Origin of the sequence: Christiangramia flava JLT2011 (assembly GCF_001951155.1) — a bacterium.
In the GTDB taxonomy this organism is placed as follows: Bacteria; Bacteroidota; Bacteroidia; order Flavobacteriales; family Flavobacteriaceae; genus Christiangramia; species Christiangramia flava.
This window is the reverse complement of record NZ_CP016359.1, coordinates 675,312-694,195: the sequence shown is the minus strand read 5'-3', so window position 1 is coordinate 694,195 and position 18,884 is coordinate 675,312. Positions and strand designations below refer to the sequence as shown.

General features: G+C 35.8%; 18 protein-coding genes. 7 read left to right on the top strand and 11 right to left on the bottom strand.

The window, feature by feature from the left end; all coding sequences use genetic code 11:
* Positions 1–9 precede the first annotated feature (9 nt).
* The 6 genes from GRFL_RS02790 to GRFL_RS02765 form a co-directional block, all read right to left on the bottom strand.
* Entirely contained in the window at positions 10–690 is a 681-nt protein-coding gene (locus GRFL_RS02790; protein ID WP_083643188.1) for a hypothetical protein, read from the bottom strand.
* Complete coding sequence (locus GRFL_RS02785) at positions 687–2,291, bottom strand: type IV secretory system conjugative DNA transfer family protein (protein ID WP_083643187.1); 1,605 nt, start codon at positions 2,289–2,291, stop codon at positions 687–689. The genes GRFL_RS02790 and GRFL_RS02785 overlap by 4 nt, the downstream gene beginning before the upstream one ends.
* An 11-nt stretch (positions 2,292–2,302) precedes the next feature.
* Positions 2,303–3,328, bottom strand: a complete 1,026-nt coding sequence (gene mobB / locus GRFL_RS02780; RefSeq protein WP_083643186.1) for a MobB family relaxase — start codon at positions 3,326–3,328, stop codon at positions 2,303–2,305.
* 12 nt (positions 3,329–3,340) lie between these two features.
* Positions 3,341–3,868 (bottom strand): BfmA/BtgA family mobilization protein, encoded by a 528-nt coding sequence (locus GRFL_RS02775; RefSeq protein WP_083643185.1) that lies wholly within the window; start codon positions 3,866–3,868, stop codon positions 3,341–3,343.
* Positions 3,869–4,451: 583 nt separating this feature from the next.
* Positions 4,452–4,901, bottom strand: a complete 450-nt coding sequence (locus tag GRFL_RS02770) for a JAB domain-containing protein (protein ID WP_083645931.1) — start codon at positions 4,899–4,901, stop codon at positions 4,452–4,454.
* Positions 4,902–4,976: 75 nt separating this feature from the next.
* Positions 4,977–5,336, bottom strand: a complete 360-nt coding sequence (locus GRFL_RS02765) for a single-stranded DNA-binding protein (RefSeq protein WP_083645930.1) — start codon at positions 5,334–5,336, stop codon at positions 4,977–4,979.
* Positions 5,337–6,303: 967 nt separating this feature from the next.
* Here GRFL_RS02765 and GRFL_RS02760 point away from each other — a divergent pair.
* From GRFL_RS02760 to GRFL_RS02740, 5 genes are all read left to right on the top strand, one after another.
* Positions 6,304–6,513 (top strand): helix-turn-helix domain-containing protein, encoded by a 210-nt coding sequence (locus GRFL_RS02760; protein ID WP_083643184.1) that lies wholly within the window; start codon positions 6,304–6,306, stop codon positions 6,511–6,513.
* Positions 6,514–6,520: 7 nt separating this feature from the next.
* Positions 6,521–6,847: a HipA N-terminal domain-containing protein gene (locus GRFL_RS02755; protein ID WP_083643183.1), complete on the top strand. Its 327-nt coding sequence runs from the start codon at positions 6,521–6,523 to the stop codon at positions 6,845–6,847.
* A 1-nt stretch (position 6,848) separates the two neighbouring features.
* Positions 6,849–7,832, top strand: coding sequence for a type II toxin-antitoxin system HipA family toxin (locus tag GRFL_RS02750; RefSeq protein ID WP_083643182.1), 984 nt, complete (start codon positions 6,849–6,851; stop codon positions 7,830–7,832).
* A gap of 655 nt (positions 7,833–8,487) precedes the next feature.
* Complete coding sequence (locus tag GRFL_RS02745) at positions 8,488–9,858, top strand: sensor histidine kinase (protein WP_083643181.1); 1,371 nt, start codon at positions 8,488–8,490, stop codon at positions 9,856–9,858.
* 16 nt (positions 9,859–9,874) lie between these two features.
* Positions 9,875–10,531 (top strand): response regulator transcription factor, encoded by a 657-nt coding sequence (locus GRFL_RS02740; RefSeq protein ID WP_341475765.1) that lies wholly within the window; start codon positions 9,875–9,877, stop codon positions 10,529–10,531.
* A 1-nt stretch (position 10,532) separates the two neighbouring features.
* Here GRFL_RS02740 and GRFL_RS02735 read toward each other — a convergent pair whose 3' ends face one another.
* The 5 genes from GRFL_RS02735 to GRFL_RS02720 all read right to left on the bottom strand — a co-directional run bounded on the left by GRFL_RS02735 (position 10,533) and on the right by GRFL_RS02720 (position 16,439).
* Positions 10,533–13,136, bottom strand: coding sequence for a carboxypeptidase-like regulatory domain-containing protein (locus GRFL_RS02735; RefSeq protein WP_083643179.1), 2,604 nt, complete (start codon positions 13,134–13,136; stop codon positions 10,533–10,535).
* A 61-nt stretch (positions 13,137–13,197) separates the two neighbouring features.
* Entirely contained in the window at positions 13,198–13,992 is a 795-nt protein-coding gene (locus GRFL_RS02730) for a GLPGLI family protein (protein ID WP_083643178.1), read from the bottom strand.
* Positions 13,993–14,052: 60 nt separating this feature from the next.
* Complete coding sequence (locus tag GRFL_RS17985; RefSeq protein ID WP_157492990.1) at positions 14,053–14,226, bottom strand: hypothetical protein; 174 nt, start codon at positions 14,224–14,226, stop codon at positions 14,053–14,055.
* A 343-nt stretch (positions 14,227–14,569) separates the two neighbouring features.
* A complete protein-coding gene (locus GRFL_RS02725) occupies positions 14,570–15,667 on the bottom strand; it encodes a hypothetical protein (protein WP_083643177.1) in 1,098 nt (365 codons plus the stop codon).
* 1 nt (position 15,668) lies between these two features.
* Positions 15,669–16,439 carry an RNA polymerase sigma factor gene (locus GRFL_RS02720; protein ID WP_083643176.1) on the bottom strand — a complete coding sequence of 257 codons (771 nt, stop codon included), beginning with the start codon at positions 16,437–16,439 and terminating at the stop codon, positions 15,669–15,671.
* Positions 16,440–16,874: 435 nt separating this feature from the next.
* Between GRFL_RS02720 and GRFL_RS02715 the strand changes: the two genes are divergently transcribed.
* Together GRFL_RS02715 and GRFL_RS02710 are read left to right on the top strand one after the other, a co-directional pair.
* Positions 16,875–17,129, top strand: coding sequence for a hypothetical protein (locus tag GRFL_RS02715; protein ID WP_083643175.1), 255 nt, complete (start codon positions 16,875–16,877; stop codon positions 17,127–17,129).
* Positions 17,130–17,282: 153 nt separating this feature from the next.
* Positions 17,283–18,731, top strand: coding sequence for a P-loop ATPase, Sll1717 family (locus GRFL_RS02710; RefSeq protein WP_083643174.1), 1,449 nt, complete (start codon positions 17,283–17,285; stop codon positions 18,729–18,731).
* Positions 18,732–18,884 lie beyond the last annotated feature (153 nt).

Below are 18,884 nucleotides of genomic sequence, written 5' to 3'. Positions count from 1 at the left end.
AGGACATTTTTACAACGGCTCTCCATAATTCTTATTTCTACCAGACTGGAACCTGTCCTTAATTTGGGACAGTGCCTTAGAATTTTGATCATTTTTTATTTCATCCGCTTTAATCATCCAGTTTTGAGCACAGGCTTTCCAATTAGTGATCGGATTTTTTCCATTCAATTTCCAGCCTATGGATTCGTAAAAATTGTAAAATTTTCTAGCTTCCAAAGAACCTCTTTTTTCAGATTTAAAATAAGTTATAACTACTTGTTCATTTTCTGGACAGGATTGTTTAAAAGAGTTTAATATCCGTTTATTAATATGTTTATTAAAAGAGACCATTTTTTGAACAGGTAGTTGTTCAGTTTCTGAACTAATCCTGTCCATTTTTTGAATAATTGGAGTATCAAATCTGAACATTTCCACAAGTGATCCATTTTTGGGACTAGTGGAAGGATGGTATTGCAAATACCCCCACAATTTAAGTTCCTGAAGCAGTTTGTGATAAGTAGTCCTGGAGCGTATTTTGGCTATTGCCATCACTTGTTTACTGTTTATCATAATTGTTTTCGGAAAGTGTTTCTGATTCCAAAGCTCAAAGAATGCCAGGTATAAACTGCGATGTGAAGGCGATATCCTATCATCCTTATAAAATTTCCTTAAAACTCCATTTAGATGAAGTATATAATTGACTGGTTTCATTTCTTAATGCTTTCAGATTTATAAATCGCCTTTGCCTCCCTATAAATTTTCTGAAAATTCAGCTCCATATCTTTTGATGAAAATTCATGCTTTGGAACGGGTAATTCTTTTGACCAGTTCGGGGATGAAAATTTCACCTTCCGGTCTTTTCCATCGGCGAAACTTACGAACTCCCCAGGTTTCAATCGGAAGAAAACATCGGCCCTGATTTTAGCGACTTCCCGTTCACTTTTGGTGGTGCGGGTATCGAAATTTAGGTTATCACTTTTGCTAACACTGATACTTTTTCGCTTGACGATCTCAAAGAAACTCTCGTAGTATTTCGCGGTATCGGGGTCATTCACCTTTCCAAAAAACTGATAGGATAAATTGCTTAGGATCGCTTTTCCTGCCTCTCTGCCATAGAGAATATCATTCTGTATTTTATCCTGAATAACGTACACAGTAGCTATATTATAGCTTCTAAGAGTAGCAGGTATACGATGCATGTTGAGTAAACGGATCGTGGAGGCTTCCTCCATGAGGATAAAAGATCCAAGCCGGTCATGTACACTCATCTGTTTGGTAATACTGTGAATAATGGTTGCTACAATAGGAGAGTAGGCCGATTCAAATTTAGGATTGTTTACCACAGAGATTACTCCCGGATTATTCGCATTATTGATGTCTAAAGGAATCTTATCATCGGACAACGCCATAAAGATTCGCTGCGTACTTATTTTTTTGAACGCATTAGAGAGTGTACTTTTTACCGAGGCGGTCTGTTTTTCAGAATCCACGCCATTTATAAAGGCATTGGCCATCGCCCGGGAATTAAGGTTTGAACTTAGAAACTCTGCTAATTCATAAGTTGTTAATTGTTGAAATAATGCAATGAGATGAGGCAGGGTACAATAGCCGGGATGATCGGTTTTAAGCTTCCATATCAGGCCTCCGATAATTCCTTCCGCGGCATCGTTAAAAAACTTGGAACTCCCCGAAGAACTACTTTCTTTCTTCTCTAGTAGATTTTCCAGTAATACCCGAGAAATCTCATTGACGCTCTCTTCATCCTGCATATAGCGAGGGGCTATAGGATTCACTTTATGGTAGATCCTGTCAAAGGAAATAAGGTAGAAAGGCATGTTACTTTCCTTGAATAGAGGATAGGCAATCCTGGAGAGTTCAAAGTTCTTATAGTCATGGATAATTCCACAAAAAGTTCGCTGGCTAAAGTATTTTAGAAACTGAGCCACAACACTTTCTGTTTTTCCACTACCTGCCGCTCCAATGATGGAGATCCCGCGGCGGACATCTTTGATTTTGACGGAGCCGGATGATAGCGGCATGCGGAAGGTATATTGCCTGGTTGATTTATCCTTCTCCATTTTGAGTAGCCATTCATTTAGTAAGACATTCATGGCTATAAGGGGAATAAAGTATCGAATAGCCAGCACTCCGAATAGATCAAAATGAATACCTGAAGGAAAGCTGATAAAAATCAGCAAAAAGATAAATAGAAAGTTGATGATAAAACCCCAGGAGGTGTTTTTCAAGCTATAGTAAAATAGGCCACCCATGGCAGCATTTAAAAACAGGATCAACAATAAATTAGCATTCATAATACATAAGTTTAATAACCAATAGAGCTTGCCTTGACGCTAGCTTCGATGATTTTTTTGAGTTGTTTGTAAGCAAAGCCCACTTTATTTTGAGGGAGATGTAATACAGGAAGTTGTAGTCCTGTTTGACGGATCATTTTAAAAGCAATCTTTTTCTCATTGATACCGAGTTTGCCTAAGGATAGAAAGTACTGTTTGGGATCTTTTGTAAGCATTTTCTTGGCCGCATAGCTTTCCACATAGTTTCGGTTATACTGAAATAGCCTGTCAAACGCTTTTTCAGAATTTTGAATAAACCGGTCCCGCTCAAAACCCCTCTTGACCATTTTACCATGCATTTTCACTTCTGAAGCTTTGTATTTGCTACCCGGGGAAAGGCTATACGAATTAGATGCGTCTTTTCGACTAACAATGATATGGATGTGGCTCTGGGAGCCTTCTTTCTTCATGCCCGGTTCCACTACCTGTCCACGAATTTTATAGGGAGCCTCCCGGACCAGTTTTCGGATGTCCTTTTCAATTTGCAAAGCATTTCCGAGGACTTCACCGCGCTCCACTTTCCGAAGCTCATTTTTTAAGTGCGCTATTTGATTGCTGTAGGGCTTATTTTCCCGAATGGCTATATCATTACTTTTATAGGTCCGCTCATGTTCCAGTTTGGCGAAATATTTAATATCATCCACATTGATAGGTTTGCCATTGATTTCCCGATGGAAGGAGCTGGCATATTCTTTCATGGCTTCCCGGACAAAAGCACGAAGTTTTTCCGGGTTGTTGTGAATATGTTTTAATTCGTACTGGCTGGGGTTGATGGTGATGGAGTAATACTTGGGCTCTTTGAGTTTTAACTTGGCCGTGTTTCCATCGATCTCCTTAATAACTTGGTAGGGCTTAATTTTATCCTCATACTGATTAAAAAAATATTCTTTATCCAGCGGATCCTTTCCCTGGTTTTCCTTTTCCAGGTAATTCACGAAATCACCTGCGCTTTGGGAAAAAGCCCCACCTAGTTTCTGAGGAGTGATGGTGATATACATGTAATATTCTTCTTAGGTTCTTCGTTTTAGAGCCACTTTGAATTGCTCGAATTCTGTCCGTGGGATATTTAGTTTCAGGTAATCTGAGCCGAATGCGTTCCCCTTTACTTCCACATGTTCCAGTAGGTATTCCAAATCTTTCAAGGTGGATTTCAGAACATCCTCCAGTCGTGAGATTTCCAATGCCAATTGTTGCTGGGTTTTATCTTCAGCAGGGGGCATCTTTTTCTTTTCCATTTTTGCAGGTTTGGAAATGGAACGTTCTTCTAAGAGTAAATTCAACATGAGCAGTCCGGGTTTGGTTTGAGTCTTTTCAATATTTTTAAGGATGGCTATCACGGCATCGATCCTTTTTTTAATGAGCTGTTCCAGACTTACTTTGGAAGGCACCAGAGTTTCAAAAGGGGAGAGGTTATTTTTCTCAAAAAAGTCCAGCATCAGGTCCAAAGTTTCCGATTGATTGCTGTTATTTTTCTTAGAGAAATCCCGAAACCGTTCTGCAGTTTTTAAGGATAGCTGAAGTCTTGATTTCACGGTCATGGATACTATTTTTATAAATACTGGTTATAGCTTGCTTGATTTTACTGGTCTTTTTAGAGAGGTGTATCCACTAGGGTGGATATCATCGCCATTTCACTAATTCGAAAAGCCTTATACCATGGGGCTTTCAGAATTCCATCAATCGTATAACACCGCCTCGCGTGTTACCGTCTTGCTCTTCGATTTCGTCCCGCCTGCGGGACAAAATTTTTAGACAAGTTGGTTTGCACCAACTGCTTTTTTTAAGATTTAAAAAATCCATGTATCATTTTTTGGGTATGCTAAAAGGAAGATCAAATCACCCGGATTTCTGAAGCTATACCTTTCAGAAAGTCACCACTTTAAGTTAGTATTTCAGCCTGTTCCAGTCAACTGAAATTTTCATAGGATCTGGTGCCAATTGGATCGATTTGAACTAAAAATCTCCTTTTGTGTCAATTTTAAAATTTCGCGATAGCAGATTTTCAAATTTTTCGGACAGAAAGTGATCAAAAATTGATTGCCTCAGAGGAGTCATAAAAAATATAAAAAGAAAAAAGGTGATCTATTAAGACCACCTTTTAAAGTAAGGGACAAAAAAGGATCATAGCATTCCTTCATCAGCAAAGGAATAGTAGTCTCCATCCGGGGTTAAAATCAGGTGATCGAGGAGTTTGATATCAAAATACTGGCAGGCAGTTTGAATTTTTTGAGTGATTTTCTGGTCTGCTGTACTTGGACGAAGTGTTCCTGATGGGTGGTTATGACCAAGTATGACAGAAACCGTTAAGCTTTTGAGTATAACAGCAAACAAAATACGAATGTCGACCAGGGTCCCGGTGATTCCGCCTTTGGAAACCTCATAGATGCCTTTTACTTTATTGGCATTGTTCAGCAAGATGACTTTAAAACATTCCTGCAGTCCGATCTGGTCTTTATCCCAGTTATTAAACAGGATAGTAGCGGCGCTCTCAGAGGAAGTAATTTTCGGAGCCTGATTGATTTTAAAATTCCCCTGATATCTTATGGATATTTCATTAACTTTAGTTTTCATAAACATAATTTTTAGATGTCAATTGTTTAGAAGTTAAATAGAGGGCGTAACGAGCAGTCACCGCCCTCTATCTTTTTAAGATCCTGGTTCATTCTTAGAACCCGCATTTCCTAAAAGAAGAATTTCATTGGCTACTATTTCGGTAACATATTTTTTTTCCCCTTCGGTAGTCTCGTAGGATCGAGAGGTTAATTTTCCCTCAATAGCAATTTCTTTTCCTTTGCCTACGTATTGTTCTACGATCTCGGCAGTTTTACCCCAGGCTACGATATTGTGCCACTGGGTATTTTGGACTTTCTCGCCTTGCGAGTTTTTAAAGAATTCGTTGGTAGCAATGGAGAAGGAAGCTACTATTTTGCCATTTTCTAGATTTCTAACTTCGGGAGCATTTCCCACATTTCCGATTAATTGAACTTTGTTTCTGATAGTACTCATAACGTTTAGTATTATGGCCTGTAGACAGACCTGATTAATAAAAATTGATTTACTTTTTATATCCGGAGCTTTTCCTTTTTGATTTTTTCTTCTGATTGCAGATATGTTTCTACTAAGTGATCTCATGATATTCTTATTTGATTTACTTCTTACAGAGCCGTATGCTTATTCCTTTTTTGATGCAGGTACCGTTTCAGGATATAGAATTAGAGAGGGATTATAAAAGGGAGGGTGCAACCGACCGGCTTATGCAGCCCGGCTAACTTCTATATCCTGGTATTTCGCATATAGAAAAAGGAAAGCCTACCGGGCGATTAGAAGTTGAGAAATGGAAAGATGAGAATATAAGAGTTGGCTAAAAACAGAATACTACTGCAAGATGTTCAGATTAACGATAGAAACAATTTAAAACCGGATCTACATTATCGACGAATATCCCTATAAGGATTAATTTTCATAACCCTCTATTGTATCTTCAAATCCTTGCTTAGGATGACACGATTGGAATCCGGAACCAGCGAACTTCTTTGAAAATCTTCGATCTGAAATGATGCGTTTCGATTTTTCTTCGGGTTAGCATTTATGGAAATCGAAGTTTTTAAAGGTGTTCAAGATCTTTTGAGAGAAGCGTTTTTCCCGGAATGCAGCTTTCGCGCAATGAAGCGGAAATGGGCTGAGCGGATATTCAATATGTATCGCTAAGAAAAGTAAGTAAGGGAAAATAGTATGCTATTAATCAATTTTTTAGGCCAGCGTTATATGCAATTGAATCGAAAATGAAATTAATAAATCTCTTCAAAATCACAGTATAGTGTGATTTTTAACCGGGAATTATATGATTTGAATAAAAATACAATGTAATTCACATTAAAGTGTGGAAATTAATGTATTTTTGATTTTGTTTTTAAATTTGTAATTATATTTCACAGTATAATGTGGGTTCAAAGAGAAAAATAATAAAATATTTATGACAGCGATCCAACAGATTGGTCAAATAATTCAAGATCGGCGCGATCATATGCGCATCACCCAGAAACAATTAGCTGATATGGCCAATATCGGGATCAATACATTATATAAAATCGAGACTGGGCAGGCCAATCCTACCCTCGAATCCTTACAGAAGATAACAGATATTCTGGGCTTAGAAATCACATTGCAGGTTAAAAAAATTTAAGTTTTAAATGCGACAAGCCAAGGTACTCTATAAAGGGAAAGAAGCTGGAATTTTGGAACAGCATAATGATGGAAGCTTTAGCTTCCGGTATCTCGATACATGGTTGGCAGATCCGGGAAATCCTTCCATAAGTCTTACACTGCCCAGATCCCAACCGGAATATCAATCGGACTTTCTATTCCCTTTCTTTTATAATATGCTTCCAGAAGGGACCAATCGCCAAACAGTATGTAAGGCCAATAGATTAGATTCAAATGATTATTTTGGTATCCTTATAACCACTGCTCGTTATGATACAGTTGGGGCGGTCACTGTAAAAAAAATAAAGGACTAGAATGAAAATAGACCATTGCCCTGGAACCTTGGCAGAAGGATATCAGACTTACAACAGGACATGTCTAAATCGTGTATTTGATGGTCGCAAGGTTTCTCATTTGCTACCCTATGATGCACCGAACTCGAACCAGCAAACCGATGAACTTTTTGAAGAGAATCAAAGACGCATCTCTATATCAGGAGTACAGGAAAAATTTTCCGTTCTCCTAGAGAAAAATAAGCTTCGTCTTATCAAAGAAAGGGAACAGGGGACCTATATCCTTAAACCGATTCCCCATGCAGGGAAGAGGCGTGATCAAATGCCCGCCAATGAGCATCTAACTATGCAGATCGCCCGGCAGGTATATAATATTGAAACTGCCGAAAATGCGCTTATATTTTTTAAAAATGAAGCTCCAGCATATATAACCAAACGATTTGATGTAAATCCTGACGGCTCGAAGAAAGCTAAGGAGGATTTTGCAAGCCTTGCCGGCAAAACTCCTCAGACTCACGGTGAACATTATAAATACGAAGGAAATTATCTGGACTTATTTCATCTAATGAAAAAATTTCTCCCGGCCTATCGTATAGAAACTCCAAAACTATTTAAGCTGCTCGTATTTAATTACCTCTTTTCAAATGGTGATGCCCATTTAAAAAATTTCGCTATCCTGGAAACTCCCATGGGGGATCATCGGCTAAGCCCAGCCTATGATTTACTCAACACCCGAATTCATGTGGATGATAGTGAATTTGCTCTGAATGGAGGACTTATTCCTAAAAAGATGGCTCAAACAACTGTTGCAGGACAATTCAAGATTCTGGCAGAGCAGGTTGAATTAAAGCCTAAACAACTGAACCAGATTATGGAAACCATGCTGGATAATTCGGAAGAAATTATTCGATTATCTGAAGCTTCCTTTTTAGAGGAATCCACTAAGAGAAATTACATACAGGATTATCAGTATCGTTTAAAGCAATTGCAAAAATTTCATGCTTAGCTCAGGTTCATAAGCTTTAATTTTTATTTTGAGCTCCAGCCGAACATGTCAGAAGCCAATTCGCAATTCGCAATTCGCGAATCGCGAATTGATAAAACATCATTGTTTTGTATCCAAGTGGTAACTGAATTAACTAAATAGGTGAACCCATGTTTCTGTTTATGCTCCAATACATTCAGTGAGTTTATTTTTAGACCGCGCTCTGCGAGTATACACGTGCCCTCTATTTTAAGATTTATCTTTCACTTTAAGCCCGACTACCTTCTATATCCTGGTATTTTTTATGTAGAAAAAAGGAAAGCATTCTATGCACTTAGAATTTAAAAAGAAAATTTAAGCGAATTAGTAGCGGGCTAAAATCAGAATATTTGGAATGGTGGAGAGTGGGCATTTATCCTGGCAAAGTTCCTTTGAGGGTGAGGTATGCATTTAATATTGTCTCTGTTTGTCCTAAATAATGGGAAATTGAATCAGTGAAGTTTAATTAAAATCCCGAGTTAATAATCGTTTACGATCTATATTGAACTGGCAAATGAGGATACGAATCTTGAGGGTATTCAGAATTTTTAAAGGAAGTGCTTTTCCTTGAATGATGTTATACACAAACTTAGGGGTAGCAATTACCTAATTTGAGAATTTCTTATCTTCCCCTGCGATGAAAAAGCTGTATAATCGAATCCCATACCTTCTAAGCGTTGTTATAGTTGCCATAATAGGGATTCAAATTATTTGGAGTTATACAGAGTATCAGAAAAACACTATGGAATTTAAAAGTGATATTCAAAAAGCCCTGGATGTTGCTATTGATAATTACTTCATAGATTTCGCAAAAGACAATTCTGTTTCATTAAGGGTCAACAACGCAGGAGATTTCAATTCTGAAAAAATCACAATTAAAGGTCAGAATAGACAAATTATCGATAAAATTAACGGTGATAGTTTAAGCTCTGCTTCGATCCCTAAGGCTTCTGATAGTCTCAAAATGTTAAATAATATTAGGGATATTTATATATCCATCAATGAAGATTCTATCAATTTTACAAAATTAAAAGGCTTATTAAATTCGGAACTGGATAGGAAAAATTATGATATTTCCTATAAGTTGAATCACCTTAAGAATGATTCAATTTATGCGAGTTCTAGGACTGAAAATTTTACTTCTGGGGATTTTACGGTGCAAGGCAAATCTACCTATTTGAAATCACGGGAAAGTATTGAATTGTTATTTCCGAACGCTATTATAATAATTTTGAAAAAAAGTCTTTTCAGTATAGTAATTTCTTTACTGTTGATGGTTTGTATCCTATTTGCTTTATTTTATATGCAATGGGTTATCAAGCAACAAAAGCAACTTTCAGAAATCAAAGATGACTTAATCAGCAATATCACCCATGAATTTAAAACACCTATATCCACGATTGGGGCAGCTTTAGAGAGTATACGATATTTTAATACCAATAATGATATCGAAAAGACAAATAGATATCTTGACTATTCTGATCAACAATTAAAAAAACTGGAGACTATGGTAGATCAGCTTATGGATACCGCTCTTTTAAAAACTGAAAATTGGATTCTTGAAAAGCGACAGGTAAATATTCATAATTGGGCTGCAGAAATCATAGACAATTATAAAATGAACGCCCAAAAAAAAGCAATTCTTTTAAATATTTCTAAAGATTCTAAAAGCGAAGCATATATTGAACCTTTTCATTTGGGAAACTGCCTCGGTGCACTTATCGATAATGCTGTAAAATACGGAGGTGATAAAATTGAAATTTTAATTGATAATGGTGAGTCTTTAACCCTTCAAGTTATTGACGAACCTGGTCATTTGACGAAAAATCAGTCCGAGAAAATTTTCGATAAATTCTATCGTGTTCCCCAAGGGAATTTACATAATGTAAAGGGTTATGGAGTGGGGCTTTATTATGTAAAAAAGATAGCGGAAAAACATGGTGGAACAGCTGAAGTAATTTTAAAAAACAATTCCACATCATTTATTATCTCTGTACCTAATGAATAAAACGAGACTTTTATTAGTGGAAGATGAGATCACCCTGGCCCAGATTATTAAGGAAAGTCTGGAAACTAGAGATTTCATTGTGTTTCATTCTCGCGATGGAAATGAAGCATTGCGGATATATGAAGCAAACTCTATTGATATTATTGTAACAGATATTATGATGCCCGTAAAGGATGGGCTTACTTTAGCAAAAGAGATAAGGAAGAATGACCAAAAAACACCCATCATCTTTCTTACTGCTAAGTCTCAGCCACAAGATGTGGTAACGGGGTTCGAATCAGGTGGCAACGATTACCTCAAGAAGCCTTTTAGTATCGAAGAACTCATTGTTAGAGTTAAAAATCTTATGAATTATAATCGCTCCATCAAAACCGAAGATAGATTGCAATTGGGGCAATACCAGTTCAATCCGAAAAATCAAACCTTACAATATAAAAATGAAAAGGTTGTAACCCTATCAGGACGAGAAAATCAGTTGCTTTTATTGTTAACAGAGAATAAAAATAAGATAGTCGAACGGGATACGGTTTTAGATTTAATGTGGCCGAATAATGATTTTTATGCTTCGAGAAGTATGGATGTCTTTATCAGTAAACTCAGGAAATTGTTGATTAAGGATAAAGAGGTAAAGATTCTTAATGTAAGAGGGGTCGGTTATAAATTGACGGTTTAAATTAAAATCTGTACTTCAACTTTAACAGAGCATATGCTGGAACTAGATTAATTCTCCTTTGGTAGGATTTAAAAGAACTGATTCGTTGTATCAAATATTCCTTTTCATCCAACAGGTTATTTAAAGTAAGGCTTGCAGACCATCTTTTTTCCTTCGGCTCGAAAAGTATTTCGGCATTTGAAAAAAAGTATTCTTCATTATTTTGAAAGTAAAATTCATTATTAAGATTGACCTTAAGTGACTGACCCAATTTCGTTTCAAAATCTGCAAATACTTTGGTAGTGGTGAATTCGTTGGAGTTGGGGCCTACTTCCGACTTGGAAAATCGGTATTGAACTCCGCTTGAAAAATTTAGCCATTTATCAAAGTAAGAGCTGACAGAAAAGGAATAAGTACCCGAATAATTCTTAAGACTTAATTCTTCGGTTTGATCTAAAAATAGGGGGGATCTGATAAAACTTTGATTAGTATCTGAATTAGTTGCCAGCTGAAGGGTGCTGAAATAATTAGTAAATGCTAAATTGGCAAGAGTGGTATGTCCTTTGGAGGTAGGCAGCAGACTATTAAAAATAAAATTTTCGTTTGCAAAAGTATTCGATGCGTAACCGTCATGGATTACCGTATGCAAAAGAGAGCTATTTATGGAAAATCCTTTAAGATCATTATACAGGCTGTAGTTTAGAGAAAAAATTGAATTTTTCAATTTGGTGATTTCGTCCGATCCGCTATTAAAACTTTGATAAGAAGTTATGGCATATGCAGGTAACAAAAATTTCAGCCCTGGTAATTCTTCTTTGTAAGTATAACTTAATCGAATAACCCCATACTGCTTAAGTTTATGCCTGAAAGTGAAGTTGCTATTATTTAACAAATAGTTCTTATTATTAAACCAACGCTCTTTTAAAGCCAAACTACCTTTCAAATAACTATCATTCTTCAATTTATATTTTAAAGAATTACTGAACCCTATAAAAGAATCATTGATCTCTAAATTGTTACTATAGCCTTCAAAATTTGGTTGAGTTTCCGTAAAGAGCCTGCTATTAGCTGACTCCGTTTCATTATGGACCTGTAATTGTAAGTCGTTTTCCCACTTGTTGTATTTTGAAATTAGGGTACTCTGAAGGCCATAATAAGTAAATCTATTTCCAACTTTTTGATAAAAGGAATTCTCCTGAACCGGAAATAGATCACGCAAACCTGGATAAATTATTTGCGCTATTTCATTAGAGTTCCCATAACCAAAATAAAGGTAGTTATACAGACCACTTGTTTTTGATAATAAATAGGAGTGCTCTAAATGATTATAAAAAGTTTCCGATGTAATTTCATTATTCTGAGAAATTTCCTGATCGCTTAAAATTATCGAATTAGATGCTTCGTGAGGATTTGAGTAATAACTAACCGTATTGCTAAAGTAATTTTTCGCATCTGGAGAAAATTTAAATTCAATTTCTGAGGAAGCAATCCTGTTTTTATTCGCGTAAGTACTGGTTTCAAAAAATGAAGAACGACTGTTGCCTGTAAAATATTCAGTCAAAGCCTGGTAGTCCTGACTAGTTTTATCTGCTATTATATTGACATCACCCCTTAAGGTTAATTTCTCATTGAATTTGGTAGATGCTCCTAGGGAGTGGAGCATGGAGTTATTAAAAACACTTCTGGAATTGAAAACATCTTCTTCTTGCTGGTCAATAGAAAATATTGTAAAAGGCTTTTTTTCGATTTTCTGAAACATTTGAGATAGATCAATGATTGTTTGCTCGCTTTGCAATAATCGCGATCCTTTATCTCCGATATTATTAAAATTACTAAACTCCAGAAATTTTATTTTCTTTCTTAATAGCCCCAGAGTCATAGCTGCTTCATAGCGATCTTTAAGGCCATATCCTCCGGAAACATTTCCAAATAGAACATAGTTGTACTCGTCTTTGAGCTTTAGGTTTAAAGCGACTTTTTCTGAATTTGATAACTGTTTAAATATGGGATTCTCTTCGTAGTTATCTAAAATCTGTACTTCTTCCAGAGTCTTGGCGTCCAGGTTTTTGGATAAAACCTTGTAATTATCATCAAGTAAATTCTCGCCTTCTATTAATAAGCTTTCAATTGGTTTTCCATGTGCCTTGATACTTCCGTCTTCTAAAACCTCAATTCCAGGTAATCTTTTTAGGATGTCTTCCACTGTTTGCTCATTATCCGTGGTGTATTGTGAAACACGAATAAAGGTAGTGTCAGAACTAATTCTGATTTTTTGATGACCTTCCACAAGTACCTCCTTTAGAAACTCTGTTTTTTCCTCGAGGATGAAGTCAATATCATGTATGACTAATTCCTTTTCGATATGTAGTTCTCTTTTTTGGGATGTATATCCCAGACTGGAAGCCTCTATTATTATAGGATTATCATCACTATTAAACAGCAATTCGAAATTTCCGGAATCATTGGTGTACGTATAATCTAATACCTCGTTCTGCAAATTTCTCACCTGCACCAAAACAGTTTCAAGAGGTTTGGACTGCTTATCGTAAGAAGTACCTGTGATGCGAATTTCTTGAGCATAATTACATGCTGATATCATAAAAAATAGTAGAAAGATTCTCATCATACAGGGATAAACTAAAACCCCATTATGAATGGGGTTGGAATAGTAATAGTAAGCGATCTATTTAGTCAAAAAGCTCAACGCTTAGAGTCTCAACTCCGCCAGGATTGACCGTCACATCGCCACCCATTTGCTTTGCAATCAGTATCGCCTTTGTTTTACTTCTTTCAGCTAGCTTCTCCAGTGTCTGTTTGTACTCGTCAATTGACAACCATGGATATTCTTTATCATCTCTGGGTTTTTCTAACGGGCCTACACTTAATTCTCTATCTGTTGGATATTCTACAGATTTAAAATACATGTACATTTCTTTGTCATCATCATAGGCTTCAAGAATCAGTCCTGGTAAGCCTTGTAATTTCCACGGGCCATAGGGTAGGGGGATAGCATCGGTGTACCAGGCAGTATAATTTTTACCCCGAAATGAACCGGTAGCTTTATGACACGTGAGTCCTCCAAAAGATTTTGTTTCTGAACCTAAAACCCAATCGATTTTTGTTCGCTTCTCCCGTCCATATACTGGTTCTTTATATTTTTTATTCCACCAAAGGCTATCCTTTTTACGATTGTAATACACTTGCTTTCCCTGGGCAAGAGTATGCTTGCCTAAGTAAATTTGTTTGGTCCCATTTACTTCTTTAATCTTTTTCTCTTCTAGTTCTGACTGATTCTCTAGCGAGTCTTTTGCCGTAACATAATAGGATGCTTCTTTATTAAATACCAGGTAAGCATTAAAATCCAGTCCTACGGGTCCACCTTTTCCTGGACTTTCAATATGTCCATAATAAACTATTCCCTTTTCCTGTGCTTGAGAGAGACTAATGAAGGTTATGAAGAAAAAAAATAATAAAAATCTCATTTTAAAAGTTTTAGAGTAATAAAAACCTTCCTCTCAAAAATGAGAGATAGGCTGTTTTGGTTAGGCACATAGAGCCATGGCAATTCCAATTAGTTGGGAAGTACTACAGCTATCACAGCTAACAGTGTAAGATGATCCATCCTCGCAGTTTACGATAATCTCTGCTCGAAGGGCAGCATTCGCTGTCTCATCGTCAGAGGTCTCTATAGATGTTTCAATAGTTTCGGTCTCCATTGTTGAGAATTCCGTTCTGGCTTAATCGTTAGAAGCAAATGCCCTAATAGACATTAATCCAAATGCAAAAAGTAATGAGAACTTTTTCATAAATAAAAGATTAGTGATTAATAATGCACTAAAACAAATAATTTCATTGCCGAATAAGCGTTAACCTGTGTTACTTAATGTTAATTAGTGTTAATACTCATCGGGCTAATACAGTATGATGACCTTTTCAGAATATAGGAAAACATCATTCCTACTAATACTTTAGTGAGCCCACGCGCTGTAAATGCCGAAGCATTTAGTGAGTGTCACTGACCTCACCTTACGGGTGTACAGGCACCCTCGAAACTAAACTTTAGTCTATTATTAATTCAATACCAACCTTCTCTGCCTTGTATTTGATTTTTGTCATAAGGTCATAATAACTCCAGTTTCGCAGCAAAAACTCTTCATTTTTTGCAATCCCGATTTTTGCTTCCTGGTTTAATAGTATCAATGTTCCGGCCTGGTGGCGGATGCAAAAATCAATAAGCTTCCTGGTATAGACATGGATGCGGTTGTTTACGTAGTTTCTTTCCCTATCTTGAAATTTGGCCATAGCCTTGGTTTTTCTGGCTTTTCCGTGACCACCCCGGGTATAAGTAGCGCCTTTCTGCGCTCTTTTGCATGCGGCCTGAATGGCAAGTCTCCTGTATAGAAATTCTTCTCTTGAGCCGATCGTCAACTTCGCCCTAACGGTCTTCACTACGATTGGGTGTTCTAAAGACAAGGTAGCTTCGGCAACCACGTTTGGTTTTAGTTGGTGATTTTCTTTTTCGATCTCAAATACCGGGAGCCAGAAGATCTTCCCATCCTTCAGTTTGATATGTGAGGAGCATAATTTTACTTCCCCCTTGATCACCCTTTCCAATAAAATCTTTTTATCGGTAAAGTCTTTTCCTAAATAAGTTTTAAGCGGCATTTTAAATAACCGGAAACAGAAGGCTTTTTTCTCTTCGTCGTAAATCATTTTACTCATACCTTCAGTATCAAACGGAAAAGCCATATCTCTTTTGAAGTTCTTTAAAGATCGTTCTCCTTTCCAGTATTCAAGCTTATTCCGGTTGAAAGAGCTATATAAACTGCTTTTAAGATTTGTCAGGATATTGGTGGGTAATTCGCCTTTAAACCGGTTGGAAACCACCCGGTAGATGGTGTTAATACGCGAACCGGTTAAAATTCCTAGTTCATCTTTTTTCTCGTCGGCTATTTTGTATTTCACTCCTTCAGAGAGATACAGAAAATCTTTGATCATTTCCTGGACATATAGATGAGTCACCATGTGATTAGCTGCTCGATACGCCCGGTTCTGCCATTGGTATAGCAAATCGAGAGCTTCCTTTCGTTCTTCCTTGGTTGGAAGATCGACCAGTAACTGGATCTTCCTGGTAAGTTTCATGGTTCGCTTTTTCATCTCAGGCTGATTCTAATTCTCTATCATTTTTTTCCTGCATCACTTTATATGCAGCAGTAAAAGCCGCATGAACTTCCTTTTGAGTGAGATTCAACTCATCAGCAATCTCTGGAAAGGAATATTGCTTTTTACAACGCAGTTCGAATACCTTTCGTTGGTCTACATTGATTGCTTCTGAGGCATTAGTAGTAGTTTCTAAGATTGTTTTATCCTCGTTCAGTATGGCTTTAAGTAACTGGATCGCTTTTCGAACATCGTGATAAATTTCTGTTGTACTCGTTCCCATAATACCAGCTATAATTTTATACTGGAATCCATATTTTAAACACAGCTCTATCACTTGTTTTTGAGCAGGATCAATTAGGTGCAATGCTTCTTTTAACCTTTTAAGGTCATTTTCCTGCTGATCATGTTCTTTTATGATTTCCGACTCTTCTAAAGCATCATGACCGGCAAAATAATCCTGGTGGTTATCATAATTCTCTAGGTGACCCAGCTGCCGATAAAATTTATTCCTGGGCCTGGTGTAATAGGAAATACATTCACGTTTCATCACGAAGCGCAGGAAAAATAAGATATGATCTGCCGACTGTATAGTATCCCGATGCTCCCATAACTTTAAAAAGCAATCCTGGACCAGGTTTTCTATAACAAATTCATCTCTGATGAGTCGCTTACCGATCCAAAATATCCGACTACTATATTGTGCATGAATATTGACCAGGGAATCTGGATGTCCCTGTTTTAGTAAATGGAAATTATCGTCCCGCATAACAGATAACTTTAGAATGTTAGAATTTAGGCTTCATGTAGGGAGTGAAGCTGCGGCTATAATGTCAAATCCAGGAGTGGACATAACTAAATAGCTATGCGAGTTCTAAAATTTTTTAAAAGAAGAAAGCCTTGAAAAAAGGTTGAGAAGAAATGCGCTTTTTCTACAAGTAAAAAGGCGTGGAGTCTCAACTTGCCGATCTAAGGTACTGGTATACCGTGCAACAACAAGCAAGCCCACGCCCGGGTCGTGAGCATTATGCTTATCATCTCGTTGCACAAAAATTACCAGTTTTTAGATCGAGATTCAAAGCGAAATGCTTCTAATATTTTACTTTAAGAAGTTTCGCAAATATATTAATATGAGGTAAATATAATAATTATTTTCTAATTGTGTCAAACTTGACAATTTTTTTCGACTGTTAGATTTGATATTGTGCTGGTGAAGGAATGGCAAACATCATATCGAAAAAAGTTTAGTGAGCATCTCAGAAAATTGATCGATGAAAGCGATCGGGATATCGTAACTATTGCTTCTATTGGAAATATTGAAACTAAAGCAGTTTATAGAGTTCTGGCAGATGAAAATGAACCCAAAATTACTACACTTTTGCCTATTGCAAAAGGCTTAGGTATTCATCCAATGGAACTATATAATTTTACTTTTCCATTAAGTGACTTAGAAAATTAAATTTCTCCAGCTACTTCTTTTCTGCCCCTTTTTAATTAATACATTCTATTCATTTTAAATCACCAAAAGATGATCATCTTCATTAGCCTTGTTATTTTTTAGATATAAGAGTTATATTGCCGAGTATATAACTTATTTCGTTAATATAAAACTATGGTAATATTTGAAAATGATTTTCAGAAAGTAAATTGGGGTCCAGATGAAGCTAAGGGTGATCGCCAATTAAAAAAATACTTTGTTAAAATCCCTGAATATGAAGGAATTAAAAATGGTGAGTATAGATATATTATAGGAAGAAAAGGCACTGGTAAAACTGCAATTATAGAGCAAATAGCTAATGAAGCTTCCTCAGAATACAATTCATTTGTAAAATATTTATCTTTAAGAAATTTCCCTATACAAACAATTAGAGAATTAAAAGATAGATCATTAGGAAACAAATCTCAATTTGTTCCAATTTGGACTTTTTTAATTCTGACTGAATTAGGAAAATTAATAATTAAAGATAATAGTATCATTTCATGCGAATCTGTAAATAAATTACAGCAATTTTATAAAATAAACTTTCCATCTGATTTAGGTTTTACAGAAACATTAAAAAATTTAAAATCAAATGAAAATAAAGTATCAATTATTACTAAATGGTTAGGATATGAAAATAAAATAGGTTCCTCAGATGAAGTGATGACTAGTGTTCACTACCAAAAAGCATCTGAAATTTTAATGAAGTTGATTAAAGACACTACATCAGATTGTTATTTCTTTCTTTTATTCGATGAGTTGGATGAAGGTTACTCAGCTAATGATAAAAATCTTAATCTTTTATTATTATCTCTATTTAGAGCAGTTGAAAATACATTTTTAGATTTAAAGGATAATCTAAATATAAGACCAGTTTTAGCACTGAGATCTGATATATTTAATAATCTTGAAGATAATGATTTAAATAAACTCGATGATTATATCATAAATTTAAAATGGACCAAAGAGTTTTATGCTAGTTATTCTTTATATGATTTAATAAATGCTCGAATAAATGCTTCTATAAATGTAAAGTATCCTGAAAAAGCTTGGGAGCAAATAACTATCAATAATGATAGAAATATACCTAGAAAAATAAATAGTCTTTGGGAGTTTATTTACAACAGAACTTTTGAAAGACCTCGTGATATCATCAAATTCATGAAATATTGTAAAAGGCAAAATCCCAAAGGTAAGTTAGATTTCAAGACAGTAAAAAAAGCTGAAGTCGAATTTTCAGAATGGTTTTTCAGAGAATTTAGAGATGAAATCCAAAGTCACCTTCCAATTTGGCAGGAGGCTTCACAAGCATTTATTAAGTTAAATGAAGGAGTATTAACATTTGATGAGATTAGAAATGAATTTGAGAATGACTCCAAAATTGTAAACTACTTACAAAGTAACAATAAAAATCATGAAGATATACTGGAAGTACTTTTTAATTTTGGTTTAATAGGCACTTTAAGCGAATCTAAAAGATGGTTTTTCAAATACAAAGACGACGACCTACCTTTTAACCATAACCAAAAAATGATTGTTCATTTTGGATTTACTAGGAAATTTAGGATGAAAGTGTATTGAAAAAATATTAATAACTACAGCAATTCATCCCAATAACGGAAATTGTTGAAAAATTTAATTTTAAAATCAAGAAAGAAAATAGTTGAGCTTACAAGTCTACGTTTCTCGGCCCGAAACTTATTATAACCTTACTTCAATCTTACTAACCTCGTA

Bases quoted from the DNA above. Each gene is read 5' to 3' on its own strand.
- GRFL_RS17985 (WP_157492990.1), bottom strand. From the start codon at position 14,226: ATGGAGACCGAAACTATTGAAACATCTATAGAGACCTCTGACGATGAG.
- GRFL_RS02730 (WP_083643178.1), bottom strand. From the start codon at position 13,992: ATGAGATTTTTATTATTTTTTTTCTTCATAACCTTCATTAGTCTCTCT.
- GRFL_RS02770 (WP_083645931.1), bottom strand. From the start codon at position 4,901: ATGAAAACTAAAGTTAATGAAATATCCATAAGATATCAGGGGAATTTT.
- GRFL_RS02720 (WP_083643176.1), bottom strand. From the start codon at position 16,439: ATGCGGGACGATAATTTCCATTTACTAAAACAGGGACATCCAGATTCC.
- GRFL_RS02760 (WP_083643184.1), top strand. From the start codon at position 6,304: ATGACAGCGATCCAACAGATTGGTCAAATAATTCAAGATCGGCGCGAT.
- GRFL_RS02790 (WP_083643188.1), bottom strand. From the start codon at position 690: ATGAAACCAGTCAATTATATACTTCATCTAAATGGAGTTTTAAGGAAA.
- GRFL_RS02775 (WP_083643185.1), bottom strand. From the start codon at position 3,868: ATGACCGTGAAATCAAGACTTCAGCTATCCTTAAAAACTGCAGAACGG.
- GRFL_RS02750 (WP_083643182.1), top strand. From the start codon at position 6,849: ATGAAAATAGACCATTGCCCTGGAACCTTGGCAGAAGGATATCAGACT.
- GRFL_RS02735 (WP_083643179.1), bottom strand. From the start codon at position 13,136: ATGATGAGAATCTTTCTACTATTTTTTATGATATCAGCATGTAATTAT.
- GRFL_RS02745 (WP_083643181.1), top strand. From the start codon at position 8,488: ATGAAAAAGCTGTATAATCGAATCCCATACCTTCTAAGCGTTGTTATA.
- GRFL_RS02725 (WP_083643177.1), bottom strand. From the start codon at position 15,667: ATGAAAAAGCGAACCATGAAACTTACCAGGAAGATCCAGTTACTGGTC.
- GRFL_RS02765 (WP_083645930.1), bottom strand. From the start codon at position 5,336: ATGAGTACTATCAGAAACAAAGTTCAATTAATCGGAAATGTGGGAAAT.
- mobB (WP_083643186.1), bottom strand. From the start codon at position 3,328: ATGTATATCACCATCACTCCTCAGAAACTAGGTGGGGCTTTTTCCCAA.
- GRFL_RS02755 (WP_083643183.1), top strand. From the start codon at position 6,521: ATGCGACAAGCCAAGGTACTCTATAAAGGGAAAGAAGCTGGAATTTTG.
- GRFL_RS02785 (WP_083643187.1), bottom strand. From the start codon at position 2,291: ATGAATGCTAATTTATTGTTGATCCTGTTTTTAAATGCTGCCATGGGT.
- GRFL_RS02710 (WP_083643174.1), top strand. From the start codon at position 17,283: ATGGTAATATTTGAAAATGATTTTCAGAAAGTAAATTGGGGTCCAGAT.